This is a genomic window from Diaminobutyricimonas aerilata, from assembly GCF_002797715.1.
Classification (GTDB): domain Bacteria; phylum Actinomycetota; class Actinomycetes; order Actinomycetales; family Microbacteriaceae; genus Diaminobutyricimonas; species Diaminobutyricimonas aerilata.
Map to the genome: position 1 here is coordinate 1457206 of NZ_PGFF01000001.1, position 13847 is coordinate 1471052.

Sequence of the window (13847 nt, forward strand, 5' to 3'; positions counted from 1 at the left end):
GTGCCCGTAACATTCGACGCGGGTCACAATCGCTCCTCGACGAAGTCGAGCATCGTGCGCACGTTCGACGACGTCATGAGCTGCGTTCCGTGCTTCGCGCCGGGCTCGACGACCGTCTGCACGTCGACGCCGGCGGCCCGGAGCGCCTGCTCCATGCCTTCGAGCTGTTCGACGGGGACGAGTTCCCGATCGCCGTTCATCAGCAGCATCGGCGCGTCGCTCGCGTCGACCTGGGTCTGCGGCGAGGCGGCGTCGGTGCTGCCGCACGCGGTGTAGTCCTCCCCGAGGCAACCGAGGTAGGCCTGGATGACCTGCTGCGCCTCCGGGCTCGGCTCGCCCTTGTCCAGCGCGTCCGGTGTCAGGTCCGACGCCCCCGACAGCGACACCACGAGCCGCACGCGCGAACCGGCGTCGAGGGACCCCTCGCCCGCCGTGCCGAGACTCTGGGCGATGATCGCGCCCGCGGAGCTGCCGAGCACGCCGATCCGCGCCGGATCCAGCCCGTAGCGTTCGACCTGCGCCGGCTCGCGCAGCCAGGCGACGGCGGCGGCCGCGTCCTCGACCTGCGCCGGGTACGACGCGGCGGGCAGCAGGCGGTAGTCGATCGACACCCCGACGATGCCGCGCTGGGCGAACTCGTCGCACAGGCGGGGCATGCCGCCCTTGTCGCGGCCGCCCTCTTCGAATCCTCCGCCGTGCAGCAGCACCATGGCGGGGCGGTCCGTCTGCTCGCCCTCGGCGGGCAGGCACGCGTCGGCGAGCAGCTCCTGCCCGTCGATCGAGCGGTACGGCTCGGCGGTGAGGTGCTCGACGCGCGACGCGGAGCCTCCGCCGTCCGAGGCGTCGCCCCCGGACGCGCACCCGGAGAGCGCGACGACCACGAGGGCCGCCGCCGCGACGACCGACCGACGACGGGTCACGGGGCCGCCCGCGTCTCGCTGGCTGCCGGTGACGGATCCGGAGCGCCCGACGTCGATCGCGGCCGGCGCGAGCGGCGTCGCGGCAGCACGTAGAGCCAAGAGAACCTCCGGGTCAGTCGCGCGATGACGAGCGACAGGTAGATGGCGACGGCGGCCACCGTCACCGACAGCAGCAGCGCCACGATGCGGGGCGTGTGGTCGCCCGCGACGAGCGAGACGAGCACGACGGACGCCGCGATCACGAACAGGTGGATGAGGTAGATCTGGTAGCTGTTCGCCCCCAGGTGGCTCACGAACGCGAGCGGGCGCACCCGCACGAGCTGCACCGAGACGGCGATGCCGAGGCCGACGGCGCACACCTGCCCGATGAGGGCGAGGCCCGGGATGTGGGTGCCGCGCAGCAGCAGCAGGAGGGCGACGACCGCGAGGGCTCCGGCGCCGAACGCGACGACGTGCCACCAGCGCGCCTTCGGGGCCGCCCGCACGATCCACTTCGAGAAGTGCACCCCGGCGACGAAGAACACGAGGTAGGCGCCGATCCGGTTCCATCCGACGTTCGTCGTGTTGATCAGTCCCGACGAGAACAGGCTCGAGATCACGGCGGCGGAGGTGATCTGCACCCACACCGGGAGCCTGCGGATCGCCCACGTCACGAAGGTGAAGATCGCGAGCGCATAGATGAACCAGTAGCTGCTGCTCGGCCAGACGAGGATCGCCGCGAGCCCGAGCGGGTTCTGCGCCGAGATCTCCCCGACCTCTCCGCTCGCGCCGGGCACGATCCAGTAGAAGACGAATCGGATGACCGACCACAGGGCGTAGAGGTACAGGTAGAGCAGGATGCGGCGCCGCCACGCCTCGGAGAGCGTCCAGGTGAGCAGGCGTGCGCTGAAGAGCCCCGCGATGATGAAGAACGTCGGCATGGGGAACATCTCGAGCAGCACCTTGAGCCGCCCGCCGCCGCTGTCGACCTCGACCGTGCGCAGCATGAGCACGGCGTGGAAATAGGCCACGAGCACGATCGCCAGGCCCTTGGCGAAGTCGACCCAGTCGCGGTGGCCGACGTCGGGTCGTACGAGCCAGGATGCGCGACGGTTCGGGTCCACGGCACCTCCGAGGGTCACGTCGCCGGGGGCGACCGGGGGTCAGGGGGTTCCGCGGAAGTGTATCCGCGGATTGTTTCCCCCGTATGACGTGTTCGGGGGACTTGTATTAACGCTGGGGAATGGCTATGCGCCATCGTTGCCGATCGGCCCGCGTCATGCAATACTCGGCCACGAGCCGTCGACCGCAACGATGCTGCGAGGAGTTCACACTCGCTCCGACGATCGCCGCTCACGTCCGAGCACCGTCGTCACGGCTCCTCCCAACCACAAGCGGCGAGGTGATGCATGCGCATTCCGACGAGAGCATCGTTGACGCTCGTTCCGCTCGCCGCGATCGGCGTCATCGGCGCGACGGCGGTGGCCGTGCGCTTCCTCGCGGACAGCGGCTGGGAGATCCTCGCCGCCCTCGTGGCGGCCACCGTCTTCGCCGCGACGATGTTCCTGCTGCCGGTCGGATGGCTGCCGGCCGCGGCCGTCGTCGCCTTCGCCGTCGTGCCGAACCGGCTCGTGCCGAGCGAGTCGATCTTCAACGCCCTCCCGCCGATCTCACTCATCCTCGCGATCTGGGTGTTCCGGCGGCTCGTCCTCGGCCAGAGCCCCCCGACCGGGGGTCTGCCCGCCCCCACCACCCCGCCCGCGTTGCGCATCGGCACCTGGATCGCCGCCGCGGCGTTCCTCGCCTGGTCGCTGCTCACCGCCGTGAGGAGCGAGTACTCCGACACCGGGTTCTCGTGGCTGTCGAGCCTCACCGTCGGCATGCTCCTGCCCCTACTCGTGCCGGATGCGCGGGCAGAGGCCCGGACGCTGCGCTCGACCTGGCTCGTCGTCGGACTCGTCGCGGGTGCGTACGCCGCCGTCGAGGTGGTGCTGCAGGGCTCCCCGGTGTGGGGGACGCTCTACGACGCCCTCGGCTACGGATCCAGCCAGCACTGGTCGGTGTACCGGGCGGAGGTGAGCTTCGGGCATCCGCTGTTCGCGGCGGCCTTCCTCACCCCGGCGGCGCTGCTCGGGATCGGCAGCTGGCTCGCTTCCGGACGCACCTGGCACCTCGTCGCCGGGCTCGTCGCCGCCGTCGGTGTTGTCGCGACGGTGTCCCGCGGCGCGATCCTCGCCGTCGCGCTCGGCGCGGGCCTCGCGCTCGTGCTCGCCCTCACCGTGATCCCGCGCCGACCGAGCCGACGCGTCGCGCAGCTCACCGCCCTCGCCGTCGTGGGCGGCATCGGGGTGCTGAACTTCCCCGCCCTCACCGCACGGATGGACTCCCTCGACGCCGTGCGCTCGAGTCAGGCGCGCGACATCGCCACCGAGGTGACGATGCGGGCGGCGGCGAACGCGGGATGGCTCGGCTCCGGACCCGGGACCTCGGGGATCAGCGGTCGCGAGATCTACGACGTCGTGATCGAGAACTCGCTGTTCCAGTTGCTCATCAGCGTCGGCGTCCCCGGGCTCGCCCTCTTCCTCGCCCTCATCGGGCTGCTGCTGCTGACCGCCGCCCGCCGGGGCGACGTCGCCTCGGCCGCCGCGTTGGCCGGATACGTCATCGCGATCACGGGATTCAACGCCATCGACGCCGTGCGGGCCCTGCACCTCATGCTCGGCCTGCTCCTCATCCTCACGCTGCACGGCGCCCCGGCGCCGCGCCTGCACCGTCCACCGCTGTTCCCCCGTTCACCGCAGGAGACACGATTCGAGATCGCCCCCGGCCCGAGCAGACTGTTGAGCCGCTCGTGACCGCCACGGAGTCCACCGCCTCGTCAACACGCGACGTCATCGCCGCGACCGCCCCGTCGTACGCCGACACCCCGGTCGAGCGCCTGCCGCCGGTCGAGGTGGTCCACTCGCTCGCGCCGCCGGACGGGCGCACGAAGTACGTCGACATGATCGTCGAAGGCGCGACCGCGGGGACGACCATCCGCTACTTCACCTGGAAGCGCGTGCTCACCGGCGACTACGACGTCTTCCACGTGCACTGGCCGGAGCTCACGATCCGCGGGCGCAGCCGCACCCACCGGTTCCTGCGCCGCCGCGCCCTCGACCTGCTGCTGCTGCGTCTGCGCGTGAAGCGCATCCCGCTCGTGCGCACCGTGCACAACGTCGAACCGCACGAGCCCGGCAGCGCGGCCGAACGCCGCTCACTGCGTCGATACGACCGGGCGACCGACCTGTTCATCCGGCTCAACCCGACGACCGACCTGGGTCCCGGTCGCGACGTCGTCACGATCCTGCACGGCCACTACCGGGAACGCTTCGCGGGGCACCCGATGCCCTCGATCGAGCCCGGGCGGCTGTTGTACTTCGGCATCATCCGCCCCTACAAGGGCGTGACCCGCCTGATGGACGTGTTCCGCACGCTCGACCGGCCCGACCTGCGCCTGCGCGTGGTGGGCAGCCCGAGCGTCGGGCAGCGGGAGCTCGTGGAGGCCGCGTGCGCCGCCGACCCGCGCATCACGAGCGAATTGCGCTACGTCGACGACGCCGAGCTGGTGGACGAGATCGGCCGCGCGGAACTCGTGATCCTGCCCTATCGCGAGATGCACAACTCCGGCTCGATCCTCGTCGCCCTCTCGCTCGACCGGCCCGTGCTCGTCTCGGCATCACCGTCGAACGACGCCCTCAAGGACGAGGTCGGTCCGGGCTGGATCTACGACTACGAGGGCGAGCTGACCGCCGAGATCATCGAGGCGACGCTCGACCGCGTGCGGTCGACGCCGCGGGAGGACCGGCCGCGACTGTCGGGTCGGGACTGGGATCACATGGGGGAGCTGCACCACCGCGCCTATCTGCGCGCCATCGAACGGCTGCGGGGACGTCGTGACCGTGGGTGATCAGGCGCCACCGCGCGGGGGGCTCGCGGCGGCCGGGGCGAGTGGGGCGATCACCACCTTCGGCGGACAACTGCTGAGGATCGCGATCCAGCTCACCGGAGTCGTCGTGCTCGCGCGCTTGCTCGACCCCAAGGACTACGGCCTCATCGCCATGGTGACGGCGATCATCGGTGTCGGCGAGGTGTTCCGCGACTTCGGCCTCTCGTCGGCGGCGATCCAGGCGAAGAGTGTCTCCCGCGAGCAGAAGAGCAACCTGTTCTGGATCAACACCTCCATCGGACTCGCCCTCGCCCTCATCGTGTGCGCGGCATCCGGCGGCATCGCGGCGCTCTACGACGACGAGCGGCTCGTGCTCGTGAGCCTCGCGCTCTCGTCGACCTTCCTGCTCAACGGGATCATCACGCAGTTCCGGGCCGACCTGACCCGCAAGCTGCAGTTCGTGCGGCTGACCTCCGTCGAGGTGGCCTCGCAGCTGATCGGCCTCGCCGCGGGCATCGTGCTCGCGGCGCTCGGCGCCGGATACTGGGCGCTCGTCGCGCAGCAGGTCGTGCACCACCTCGTGCAGCTCGTGATCCTCGTCATCGTGACGGACTGGTTCCCCGCGGGAATCTACCGTCGGGTCGAGATGAAGCCGTTCCTCGGCTTCGGCGCCAACATCGTGGGGGCTCAGCTGCTCGGCTACGCGAGCCGCAACGCCGACTCCGTGGTGATCGGCGCGACCCTCGGCGCGGGACCGCTCGGTCTCTACAACCGGGCCTTCCAGCTCATGCTGCTGCCGCTCAACCAGCTCAACGCGCCGTCGACGCGGGTGGCGCTGCCGATCCTCTCCCGCCTGCAGGAGGATCGCGACCGGTTCGCGTCGTTCATCATCTTCGGTCAGTCGGTCATGCTCAACGTCGTCTGCTTCGTCTTCGCGTTCGTCGGCGCGCAGGCGTACGCGATCATCGCGATCGCGCTCGGCGACCAGTGGCTCGCGTCGGTGCCGATCTTCCAGATCCTGCTCGTCGCCGGACTCTTCCAGACGGCTGGATACGCCACCTATTGGGCGTTCCTCGCCAAGGGCCTGACGCGGTCCAACCTGCACTACGCGCTCGTCTCCCGGCCGATCATGGTCGTCCTCGTCGTGGTCGGCGTGATCTGGGGTGTCAACGGCGTCGCCGCGGGCTACGCGCTCGGGTCGCTGCTGCTCTGGCCGCTCGGGCTCTGGTGGATCGGCCGCGTGTCCGACGTCCCCGTCGCCGCCATGTTCTGGAACGGCATGCGAGCCCTCATCGCCTACTCGGTGGCGACCGCGGCCTCGTACCTGTCCACCTATTTCATCGACCCGGACGAACTCGTGCTGCGCCTCGCGGTCGGGTTCACGGCGCTCGTCGCCGCGGTCGCCCTCATCGCCTTGATCTGGCCCCGATTCCGCCGCGACCTCGTGGCGATCGCCGGAGCGCGCCGCTACCTGCGGCGTGAGCGCTCCGGCGGGGCCCCGACTCCAGAGGATTCCCCGGAATGATCCGTCGCATCATCGGACGCACCAAGAAGACCACCGCGGAATGGTGGCTGAACACCGGCGCACCGGGCGTCGCCGATCGTCGCGCGTTCCGCGCGGCTCCGGCGCCGACCGCCGACCGTCGCGTGCACGTGCTCGTCGCGCCGCCCGGCGGTGGCAACATCGGCGACCAGGCGCTCGTCGAGGCGTTCCTCGAGAACACCACGGGCCCGGTGCGCGTGATCGTGCGTCGCGCCGCCGACCTCGTGGTGCCCGCCGAGCAGGCGGAGCGCATCGAGGTGGTCGAGCTGCCCGCCCTGCTCTACCGCGTCGACGCCGCCCATCGCCGCGACATCGTGCGCCTCCGCGCGCTGCTCACCGATGCCGTGTCGTTCACGGTCGTCGGCGCCGACATCATGGACGGGCGCTACAGCCCCCGCGGGTCGGTCAACCGCTCGAACGTCGCGGAACTCGCCGCGATCGCCGGCGTCGACTCGCGCATCCTCGGATTCAGCTGGAACGGCGCCGCACGGCCCGCGGCCCGCCGCGCACTCGTGCGCGCGAGCCGCGCCGGCGTGCGGGTGCTGCTGCGCGACCCGCTCTCGGCGGAGCGCGCGCGGCGCGACCACGTGCAGCACGTGCAGGAGGTCGCGGACATCGTGTTCGCCGCCCACACGGTGCAACCCGGCATCGTGCACGAGGTGCTCCCCGCAGGCGCCGGGCAGCCGTTCGCGATCGTCAACGTCAGCGGACTCGTGGCCAAGAAGGTCGGCCAGCTCGACGAGTACGCCCGGGTCATCGAGCACCTGCGCGCGAAGGACATCCCGATCGTGCTGCTGCCGCACGTCATCCGCCCGGGCGCGGACGACCTCGACGCCTGCCGTGCCCTCCTCGGCGCCGTCGGCTCGCGAGGCATCACGCTCGTGGAGCGCGTGCTGCGTCCGGCGGAGGTGCGCGGTCTGTGCGCCGGCGCGTCGTTCGTGGTGACCGGCCGGATGCACCTCGCGATCATGGCGATGATGAACGGCAAGCCCGCCGTCACGCTCTCCACCCAGGGCAAGGTCGAGGGGCTCATGCGGCTGCTCGGGGTGCCGCAGCTCTCCGTGGAGCCGACTCCGGGCTTCGGCTCCCGCATCGTGGATCTCATCGACGAGGTGCGCCCGGACGATTCGCCGGCGCGCGCCGCCATCGCCGAGCACCTGCCCCACCTCGTCGACCTCGCCCGCCGGAACCTCGACGGTCTGCCCGTCACGACGGCGGGGCGGGTCTGATGGCATCGCGATACCGCGGTCGACTCGCCAACGTCATCGCCGCTTCGGGCGTGTGGTCCCCGCGCACGCGAGCCCGCATCCTCCGCCGACTCGGCGCCCGACTCGACCCGAGCGCACGGGTGCACCCGTACGTGCGGTTCATCGGCCGCGTCGACGAGTTCTCGATGGGAGCCGGGTCGTTCCTCAACCTCGGCGTCGTCATCGGGTCGAACGCCCCGGTCACCCTCGGTCGGCGCGTCGCGATCGGCCCCGGCGTGCAACTGCTGCCGACGACGCACAAGCTCGGGACGAGCGACCACCGGTGGGGCGGCGGAAACGTCAGTTCCCCGATCACGATCGAGGACGGGGTGTGGGTCGGAGCGGGAGCGACGATCCTCGGCGGCGTCACGATCGGCCGGGGCACCGTGATCGCGGCGGGTGCCGTGGTCACCAAGGACTGTGAACCCGACAGCGTGTACGGCGGCGTGCCGGCCAAGCTGATCCGGGTGCTCGAGAACGCGGAATGACGGGAGTGGGAATGGAATCGACCGGACTGGCGGAGGATCGCACCGCTGTCACGGGAGGCGACGGCGGCGGACCGCTGCACGTGCTCTTCGTCGTGCCGTCGCTGCACGGCGGCGGCGCCGAATTCGTCGCGCGCACCTGGATGGCGTGGCTCGTCTCCCGAGGCCACCGCGTCACCGTCGTCACGACCTCGGGCAAGCCGACCGACGAGTTCCTGCCCGCCGGCGTCGAGGCCCGCACCCTCGCCGGTCAGCGCGGACAGTCACGGAAGACCGCCGCCTTGCGTCGCATCCTCACGGCCGCGCACCCGGATGTGGCCGTGGCGCTGCAGGCCCACCCCAACCTCGTGCTGCTCGCCGCCGCCCGCGGCATGGGCGCGGCGAAGCCGCCCGTGATCATCAGCGAGCGCAACCTCGTCTCGCTCGGGCTCGCCGGGGCGGACCTGTCGCACCGGATGAAGATCTTCACCGCCAAGCGGCTCTACCGCCACGCCGACCACGTGATCGCGATCTCCCACCCCGTGGCGGGGGAGCTCGTGAGCGGCTTCGGGGTCAGCGGGGAGCGCTGCACGGTCGTGCCGAACCCCGCGACCGCGAAGGTCGCCCCGGGCACGCGCGTGGACCGGGTGCCGGGCACCGCGGCGGGGGTGCAGCTCGTGCTGCCGTGCCGGCTGGTCAAGCAGAAGCGGCCGCACCTGGCGATCCTCGCGGCGGCGGAACTCGCCTCCCGAGGCATCCCGGCCGAGGTCATCTCGTTCGGCGGGGGACCGCTGCTCGACGACCTCGTGAAACTCGCCGAGGAGCGCGGTGTGGTGTTCCGCCCGATGGGCTGGGTCGAGAACTGGTTCGAGCACTTCGGATCCAACTCGGTCGTGCTGCTCCCGTCGGATCGTGAGGGCTTCGGCAACGTGCTCGTGGAGGCCGCCGCCGCCGGTGTGCCGTCGGTCGCCGTCTCGGGCGCACTCGGCGTCGCCGACGCGATCGTGCCCGGCATCACGGGGGAACTCGCGCTCACCGCCGAGCCGTCCGATCTCGCCGACGCGGTGGAACGCGCGGCGGAGCTCGAGCTCACGGGCATCGATCGCTGGCTCGACCGCTTCTCGCCGGCCGGGAGCGGCGCCGCACTCGAGCGCGTGCTGAGGCGCACGATCGCCGCCCGCCGTGGCTGAGGTCACCGCGCCCGACGTCAGCGTCGTGCTGCCCGTCTACAACGGCGCCGAGTACCTCGACGATGCGGTGCGTCGGCTCGCGCGGCAGGAAGGCGCCCGCATCGAGATCGTCGTCGTCGACGACGGGTCGGGCGACGACACCGAACGGATCGGACGCGCCCTCGCCGCCGCCGGGCTCGTCCGCTACTTCCGGCAACCGCAGAACGCGGGCGTCGCGGCCGCCCGGGAGCGAGCGGTGCGGGAGGCGACGGGAGAGTACGTGTGGTTCGTCGACGCCGACGACCGATGGGCCGACGACGCCGTCGCGACGCTGCTCGGGGAGGCGCGACGCTCCGGCGCCGACGTCGTGGTCGCGGGAGCCCACTACGTGTTCCCCGACGGCAAGGACGACAAGCCCGTCGGGTCCCCGCGGCTGAACGGCCCGCTGACCGCCGAGGCGGCCTTCCGGGCGTTCCTGCGCGGTGAACTCACCGGCCACCTCTGGAACAAGCTGTTCCGCCGTGAGCGGGCCCTCGACATCATCTACACGCGCGCCCGCGTGCACTCGGACCAGGCGATGGTCGCCCAGCTGCTCGCCTCCGCCGTGCGCGGGGTCTCGGTGATCCCGGACCTCGTCTACTCGTACCTGCTGCGAGAGGGGTCGATCATCCGCTCCGGCACGCGTCGGGCGGAGTCGCTCGTGCTCGTCGGCGACGCGGTCCGCGACGCCGCCGGTGCCCTCGACCCGGCCATCCTGGCCTCGACCGACTACGAGTACTACGTGCAGCGGTTCATCGTGCTGTCAGCCCTCAAGGACGCGACCTCGCAGTCGTACGACGACGCCGCGGCGCGGGCACTGGCGCGCCAGATCCGGCGCCGCATCAGCCTGCGCGGCCTGCGCGCCGTCGCGGCGCGACGCGACCCGAAGCGGCTCGCCCTGCTCGGCGCGGGGCGATTCGCCCCGCCGCTCTACCGTTTCGCGATGTCACGCGGGCGGGCGCGCGCCTGACCCGGTCGGGCCGGGCGCACGCCCTCGCGGGTCAGCGCCCGAGCCAGCGGCCGAAGGTCGAGATCATGTCGGAGTTGACCCAGCCCGGGATCTGGTGGCCGAGCGCGTGCGTGCGGACCGTCGTCTCGAGCGCGGTGGGCTTCGCGTCACGGATCAGCGCGAGACCGTGCGCCGCCTGCGGCAGCACGACGTCGGGGTGGCTCGAGTCCGAGACGACGACGCGGATGCGCGAGCCCGTCCATGCGCTCCCCGGCAGGTTCGCGGGGTTGTAGGCGCGCATGAGCGCTTCGTCCCAGTTGTACGCGGGGCCGATGCGGTCGGGTGTGGCGCGGTAGCGCTCCTCGACGTCGTAGATCGAGTTGGCCATGTAGAGGCCCGAGATGTACGGCATGAGCTTCTTGCCGAGCGTGAACGAGGCCATCGCCCCGCCACCGGAGTTGGCGCGCAGGAAGTTGGCGCGGATGGTGAACAGGTTCTTGATCCAGTTCCAGCCGGCGACCTGGGCCTCCACGGCCTTGGGGTTCGTGTAGATCGACCCACCGAGGTTCTGGCAGATGCTGATCGCGCCGTTGTCGACCGCGAGCTCCGCCGGGTACTTGAACGCGCTGTTGAGCGAGCTGTGCGTGCTGCCGGTCGCGTGGTAGAACCACACGACGCCGGCGAGCGTCTTGGATCCCGGCCGCACGGACTGCGGCACGAAGATGCGCGCCCGGTCGCCTCCGATCGACACCTCGATGTTGTCGTAGAGCGTTCCGCCCGCCGAGACCTGGTTCGCGAGTCGCGACACCTCGCCCGGCAGCTTCGGGATCGGGTTCGGCGTCGCGGCCCACGCGGTCTGCGTGCCGCCCAGCCCGAGCGCGAACGCTCCGGCGGCCGCCGACGCGAGCAGCGTGCGTCGGCTGGTGCGTCCCGCCGGCGACAGGGATCGTCCCGTAGTGGTCTCGTGCATCATGCCCTCTCCAAAATCCGCGCAATGCGCGAACAGCCCCCAGAAACAGTGACCCCACTCTAGGGGACGCATGTTTCCCGCGGATGCCGCGGCGCCCCACGATTTACACGCCGTTCACGTGGCGGGGGACCCCCGTGCGGGGTACACGCTCCGAAACCGCCCTACGATGGCGGGATGGCGAGACGGCGCGGCAGGTGGATGTTCCGCGCCCTCACCGCACTGGTCTCGGTGATCGCGCTCATCGTCATCGCCGGACTCCCTCTCTACGTGTTCCCGACGTCGGACGAGCCGCGCAAGGTGGACGTCGTCTACGTCATCGGTCCGGCGACCCCGTCGCGACTCGAGCTCGCCCGCCATCTGATCGTCGACGAGGGCATCAGCGACACCCTGCTGATCTCGGTTCCGGAGTACGGGGTGCGCAGCGCGCACCGGTGGTCGAAGTGCGTGAAGGATCCGATCAAGTTCGACGTGCTGTGCGAGCACTCCGAGCCCTTCACGACGCAAGGAGAAGCGCAGACGCTCGCCCGACTCGCCCGAGAGCACGGGTGGGAGTCGGCCGCGGTGATCACGTTCACCCCGCACGTCACGCGCACCCGGCTCATCATGGAGCGGTGTTTCCCCGGCGACGAGCTCGATGTGATCGTGGATCCGGCGCCGCTGCGTCCCGAAGACTGGGTCTGGCACTACGTCTATCAGACCGGTGCCTTCATCAAGGCGCTCACCGTCGCGACGGACTGCTGAGCCGCTTCACCCCCGCGCGGGTGCCCCCCGGAAACGGTGGAAGACAAATCGCTCCGGCTTCCTTACACTGAAACTGCGCCACGGTCGGGGGATCGGGCGTTTTCACTGAGACTTCCGGGGGGAAAAGTCCATGCTTCGTCGTTCGTCCACGAGGAACCGCCACCGCATCGGTCGTCGGCTGGCCATCGCCGCCGCCACCGTCGTCGCCGTCGCGGCCGGTTCGATCTCGTCCATCGCCCTCCTCCAGCCCGCCGCCGTGGAGGCGGCCGAGCCGACCGTCGTGACGCCGGGCTACTACGAGGAGACCTCCGCCGCGCTCGTCTACGAGGGCAGCTGGCGGGTCATGAGTTCCGCGAGCGACAGCGCGCGGGCCTCCAACTATCTCAACGGCGCCGGCTCGGTGTCGCTGACCTTCCGCGGTCAGGGCATCAAGTGGATCAGCCGCACGACCGCGAGTTCGGGCATCAACGACGTCTACATCGACGGCGTGCTCGTCGAGCGGGTCGACCGCTACTCGCCGTCCAACGTCTTCAAGAAGGTCGTCTTCGAGAAGAACGACCTCAGTGACGGGGTGCACACCATCCGGATCGAATGGACCGGCAAGCGCAACCCGGCCTCGACCGGCGGCAACGTGCTCGTCGACGCGTTCGAGGTGCCGAACCTGCGCGCCGTGCCGGCTCCCGCCGAGGTGCGGGCGGATGCGGTGGCCGTGCGCGGGATCACGCTCGGCTGGAGCCCGGTCGCGGTCTCCGATCTCGCCGCGTACCGCGTCTACCGCGCGCTTGCGGGGGAGACGCTCGAACCGATCGCCCAGCTGCCGGCGACGCAGACCACCTACGAGGACATCGGCATCGAGTCGGCCCGCACCTACCGTTACGCGATCACCGCGGTGCGCGCGAGTGGCACCGAGTCCGACCACAGCCCCGAGCTGCAGGTGAAGTCGGCTCCGATGACCGGGACCGTCGGCGCGCGTGCGGCGAACTGCCCCGCGGCGACCGTCGTCGTGCGCACCTCGGCCGAGTTCAAGGCCGCCCTCGCCGCGGCCGGACCCGGCACGAGCATCCACATGGCGCCCGGCACCTACCGGCTGAAGGGCGGGTTCAAGGTCTACGCCTCGGGCAGCGCCACCGACCCGATCTGGATCTGCGGTTCCGCACAGTCGGTCATCACGACCGGATCGCTCACGGCCGACCACGGCATCATGGTCAACGGGGTGCACGATGTCGTCCTGACCGGATTCGCCATCGACACCGCGCACAAGGGCGTCACGATCATCTCGAGCTCGCGGGTGGTCGTCTCCGACCTGACCGTGCAGAACATCGGCTACGAGGCCATCCACCTGCGCAACCAGACGACCGACGCCGAGGTGAGCTACAACACCGTGCGCAACACGGGCCTGGTCGAGCCGCGCTTCGGCGAGGGCGTCTACGTGGGCACCTCCGACGAGAACTGGTGCTCGGTCAACAACTGCCAGCCGGACCGCACCGACCGCGTCCGCGTGATGAACAACACCTTCTCGGGCATCGGCACCGAGCCGATCGAGGCGAAGGCCGGTACGAGCGACGGCATCGTCGCGGGCAACGTCTTCACCGACGCCCGTGCCGACGGCGTCGAGGACGCGTGGGTGCTCGTGAAGGGCAACGGCTGGTACGTCGCCGACAACCGCGGCTCCGAGAGCCCCGCCAACGGCTACGCCGTCAACGCGAGCGTCGTGGGTTGGGGCGAGAGCAACGTGTTCGCCCGCAACACGGCGATCGACGTCGCCGGCTACGGCACGTGGCTGCACCAGCCGGCCGGTCGCGGCGACCTCGGCAACCGGGTGGCGTGCACGAACGTCGTGCAGGACGCCGCGCTCGGCTACTCGAACGTGAGCTGCATGCCCTGATCCCGTGTGATCG

The 13847-nt window shown here is 70.8% G+C and carries 12 protein-coding genes; 9 read left to right on the forward strand and 3 right to left on the reverse strand.

The window, feature by feature from the left end; genetic code table 11:
* Positions 1 to 23 precede the first annotated feature (23 nt).
* Positions 24 to 920 carry an alpha/beta hydrolase gene (locus tag CLV46_RS06975; RefSeq protein ID WP_170028544.1) on the reverse strand — a complete coding sequence of 299 codons (897 nt, stop codon included), beginning with the start codon at positions 918 to 920 and terminating at the stop codon, positions 24 to 26.
* A complete protein-coding gene (locus CLV46_RS06980) occupies positions 917 to 2023 on the reverse strand; it encodes an acyltransferase family protein (protein WP_157802256.1) in 1107 nt (368 codons plus the stop codon). The genes CLV46_RS06975 and CLV46_RS06980 overlap by 4 nt, the downstream gene beginning before the upstream one ends.
* Positions 2024 to 2332: 309 nt before the next feature.
* Here CLV46_RS06980 and CLV46_RS06985 point away from each other — a divergent pair, with 309 nt between their 5' ends.
* From CLV46_RS06985 to CLV46_RS07015, 7 genes are read left to right on the forward strand one after another with little or no spacing between them, the layout of a single operon-like run.
* Entirely contained in the window at positions 2333 to 3754 is a 1422-nt protein-coding gene (locus tag CLV46_RS06985) for an O-antigen ligase family protein (RefSeq protein ID WP_100364109.1), read from the forward strand.
* On the forward strand, positions 3751 to 4848 hold the full coding sequence (locus tag CLV46_RS06990; protein WP_211282161.1) for a glycosyltransferase: 1098 nt from the start codon (positions 3751 to 3753) through the stop codon (positions 4846 to 4848). Before CLV46_RS06985 ends, CLV46_RS06990 begins: the two co-directional genes overlap by 4 nt.
* Positions 4835 to 6352 carry a lipopolysaccharide biosynthesis protein gene (locus tag CLV46_RS06995; protein ID WP_157802257.1) on the forward strand — a complete coding sequence of 506 codons (1518 nt, stop codon included), beginning with the start codon at positions 4835 to 4837 and terminating at the stop codon, positions 6350 to 6352. Before CLV46_RS06990 ends, CLV46_RS06995 begins: the two co-directional genes overlap by 14 nt.
* On the forward strand, positions 6349 to 7599 hold the full coding sequence (locus CLV46_RS07000) for a polysaccharide pyruvyl transferase family protein (protein WP_100364111.1): 1251 nt from the start codon (positions 6349 to 6351) through the stop codon (positions 7597 to 7599). The genes CLV46_RS06995 and CLV46_RS07000 overlap by 4 nt, the downstream gene beginning before the upstream one ends.
* On the forward strand, positions 7599 to 8105 hold the full coding sequence (locus CLV46_RS07005; RefSeq protein ID WP_100364112.1) for an acyltransferase: 507 nt from the start codon (positions 7599 to 7601) through the stop codon (positions 8103 to 8105). Before CLV46_RS07000 ends, CLV46_RS07005 begins: the two co-directional genes overlap by 1 nt.
* Positions 8102 to 9271, forward strand: a complete 1170-nt coding sequence (locus CLV46_RS07010) for a glycosyltransferase (protein ID WP_100364113.1) — start codon at positions 8102 to 8104, stop codon at positions 9269 to 9271. The genes CLV46_RS07005 and CLV46_RS07010 overlap by 4 nt, the downstream gene beginning before the upstream one ends.
* On the forward strand, positions 9264 to 10259 hold the full coding sequence (locus CLV46_RS07015; protein WP_100364114.1) for a glycosyltransferase family 2 protein: 996 nt from the start codon (positions 9264 to 9266) through the stop codon (positions 10257 to 10259). The genes CLV46_RS07010 and CLV46_RS07015 overlap by 8 nt, the downstream gene beginning before the upstream one ends.
* 31 nt (positions 10260 to 10290) lie before the next feature.
* Here CLV46_RS07015 and CLV46_RS07020 read toward each other — a convergent pair whose 3' ends face one another.
* Positions 10291 to 11208, reverse strand: a complete 918-nt coding sequence (locus tag CLV46_RS07020; RefSeq protein WP_157802258.1) for a hypothetical protein — start codon at positions 11206 to 11208, stop codon at positions 10291 to 10293.
* A gap of 174 nt (positions 11209 to 11382) precedes the next feature.
* On the opposite strand from CLV46_RS07020, the gene CLV46_RS07025 reads away from it, so the two are divergent.
* Positions 11383 to 11949 carry a YdcF family protein gene (locus CLV46_RS07025; RefSeq protein ID WP_100364116.1) on the forward strand — a complete coding sequence of 189 codons (567 nt, stop codon included), beginning with the start codon at positions 11383 to 11385 and terminating at the stop codon, positions 11947 to 11949.
* A gap of 130 nt (positions 11950 to 12079) precedes the next feature.
* A complete protein-coding gene (locus CLV46_RS07030; RefSeq protein WP_100364117.1) occupies positions 12080 to 13834 on the forward strand; it encodes a right-handed parallel beta-helix repeat-containing protein in 1755 nt (584 codons plus the stop codon).
* Positions 13835 to 13847: the final 13 nt, after the last annotated feature.

Excerpts from the sequence above, each read along its gene's own strand:
- CLV46_RS07020 (WP_157802258.1), bottom strand. The coding sequence starts at position 11,208 with ATGCACGAGACCACTACGGGACGATCCCTGTCGCCGGCGGGACGCACC.
- CLV46_RS07000 (WP_100364111.1), top strand. The coding sequence starts at position 6,349 with ATGATCCGTCGCATCATCGGACGCACCAAGAAGACCACCGCGGAATGG.
- CLV46_RS07005 (WP_100364112.1), top strand. The coding sequence starts at position 7,599 with ATGGCATCGCGATACCGCGGTCGACTCGCCAACGTCATCGCCGCTTCG.
- CLV46_RS07030 (WP_100364117.1), top strand. The coding sequence starts at position 12,080 with ATGCTTCGTCGTTCGTCCACGAGGAACCGCCACCGCATCGGTCGTCGG.
- CLV46_RS07025 (WP_100364116.1), top strand. The coding sequence starts at position 11,383 with ATGGCGAGACGGCGCGGCAGGTGGATGTTCCGCGCCCTCACCGCACTG.
- CLV46_RS07010 (WP_100364113.1), top strand. The coding sequence starts at position 8,102 with ATGACGGGAGTGGGAATGGAATCGACCGGACTGGCGGAGGATCGCACC.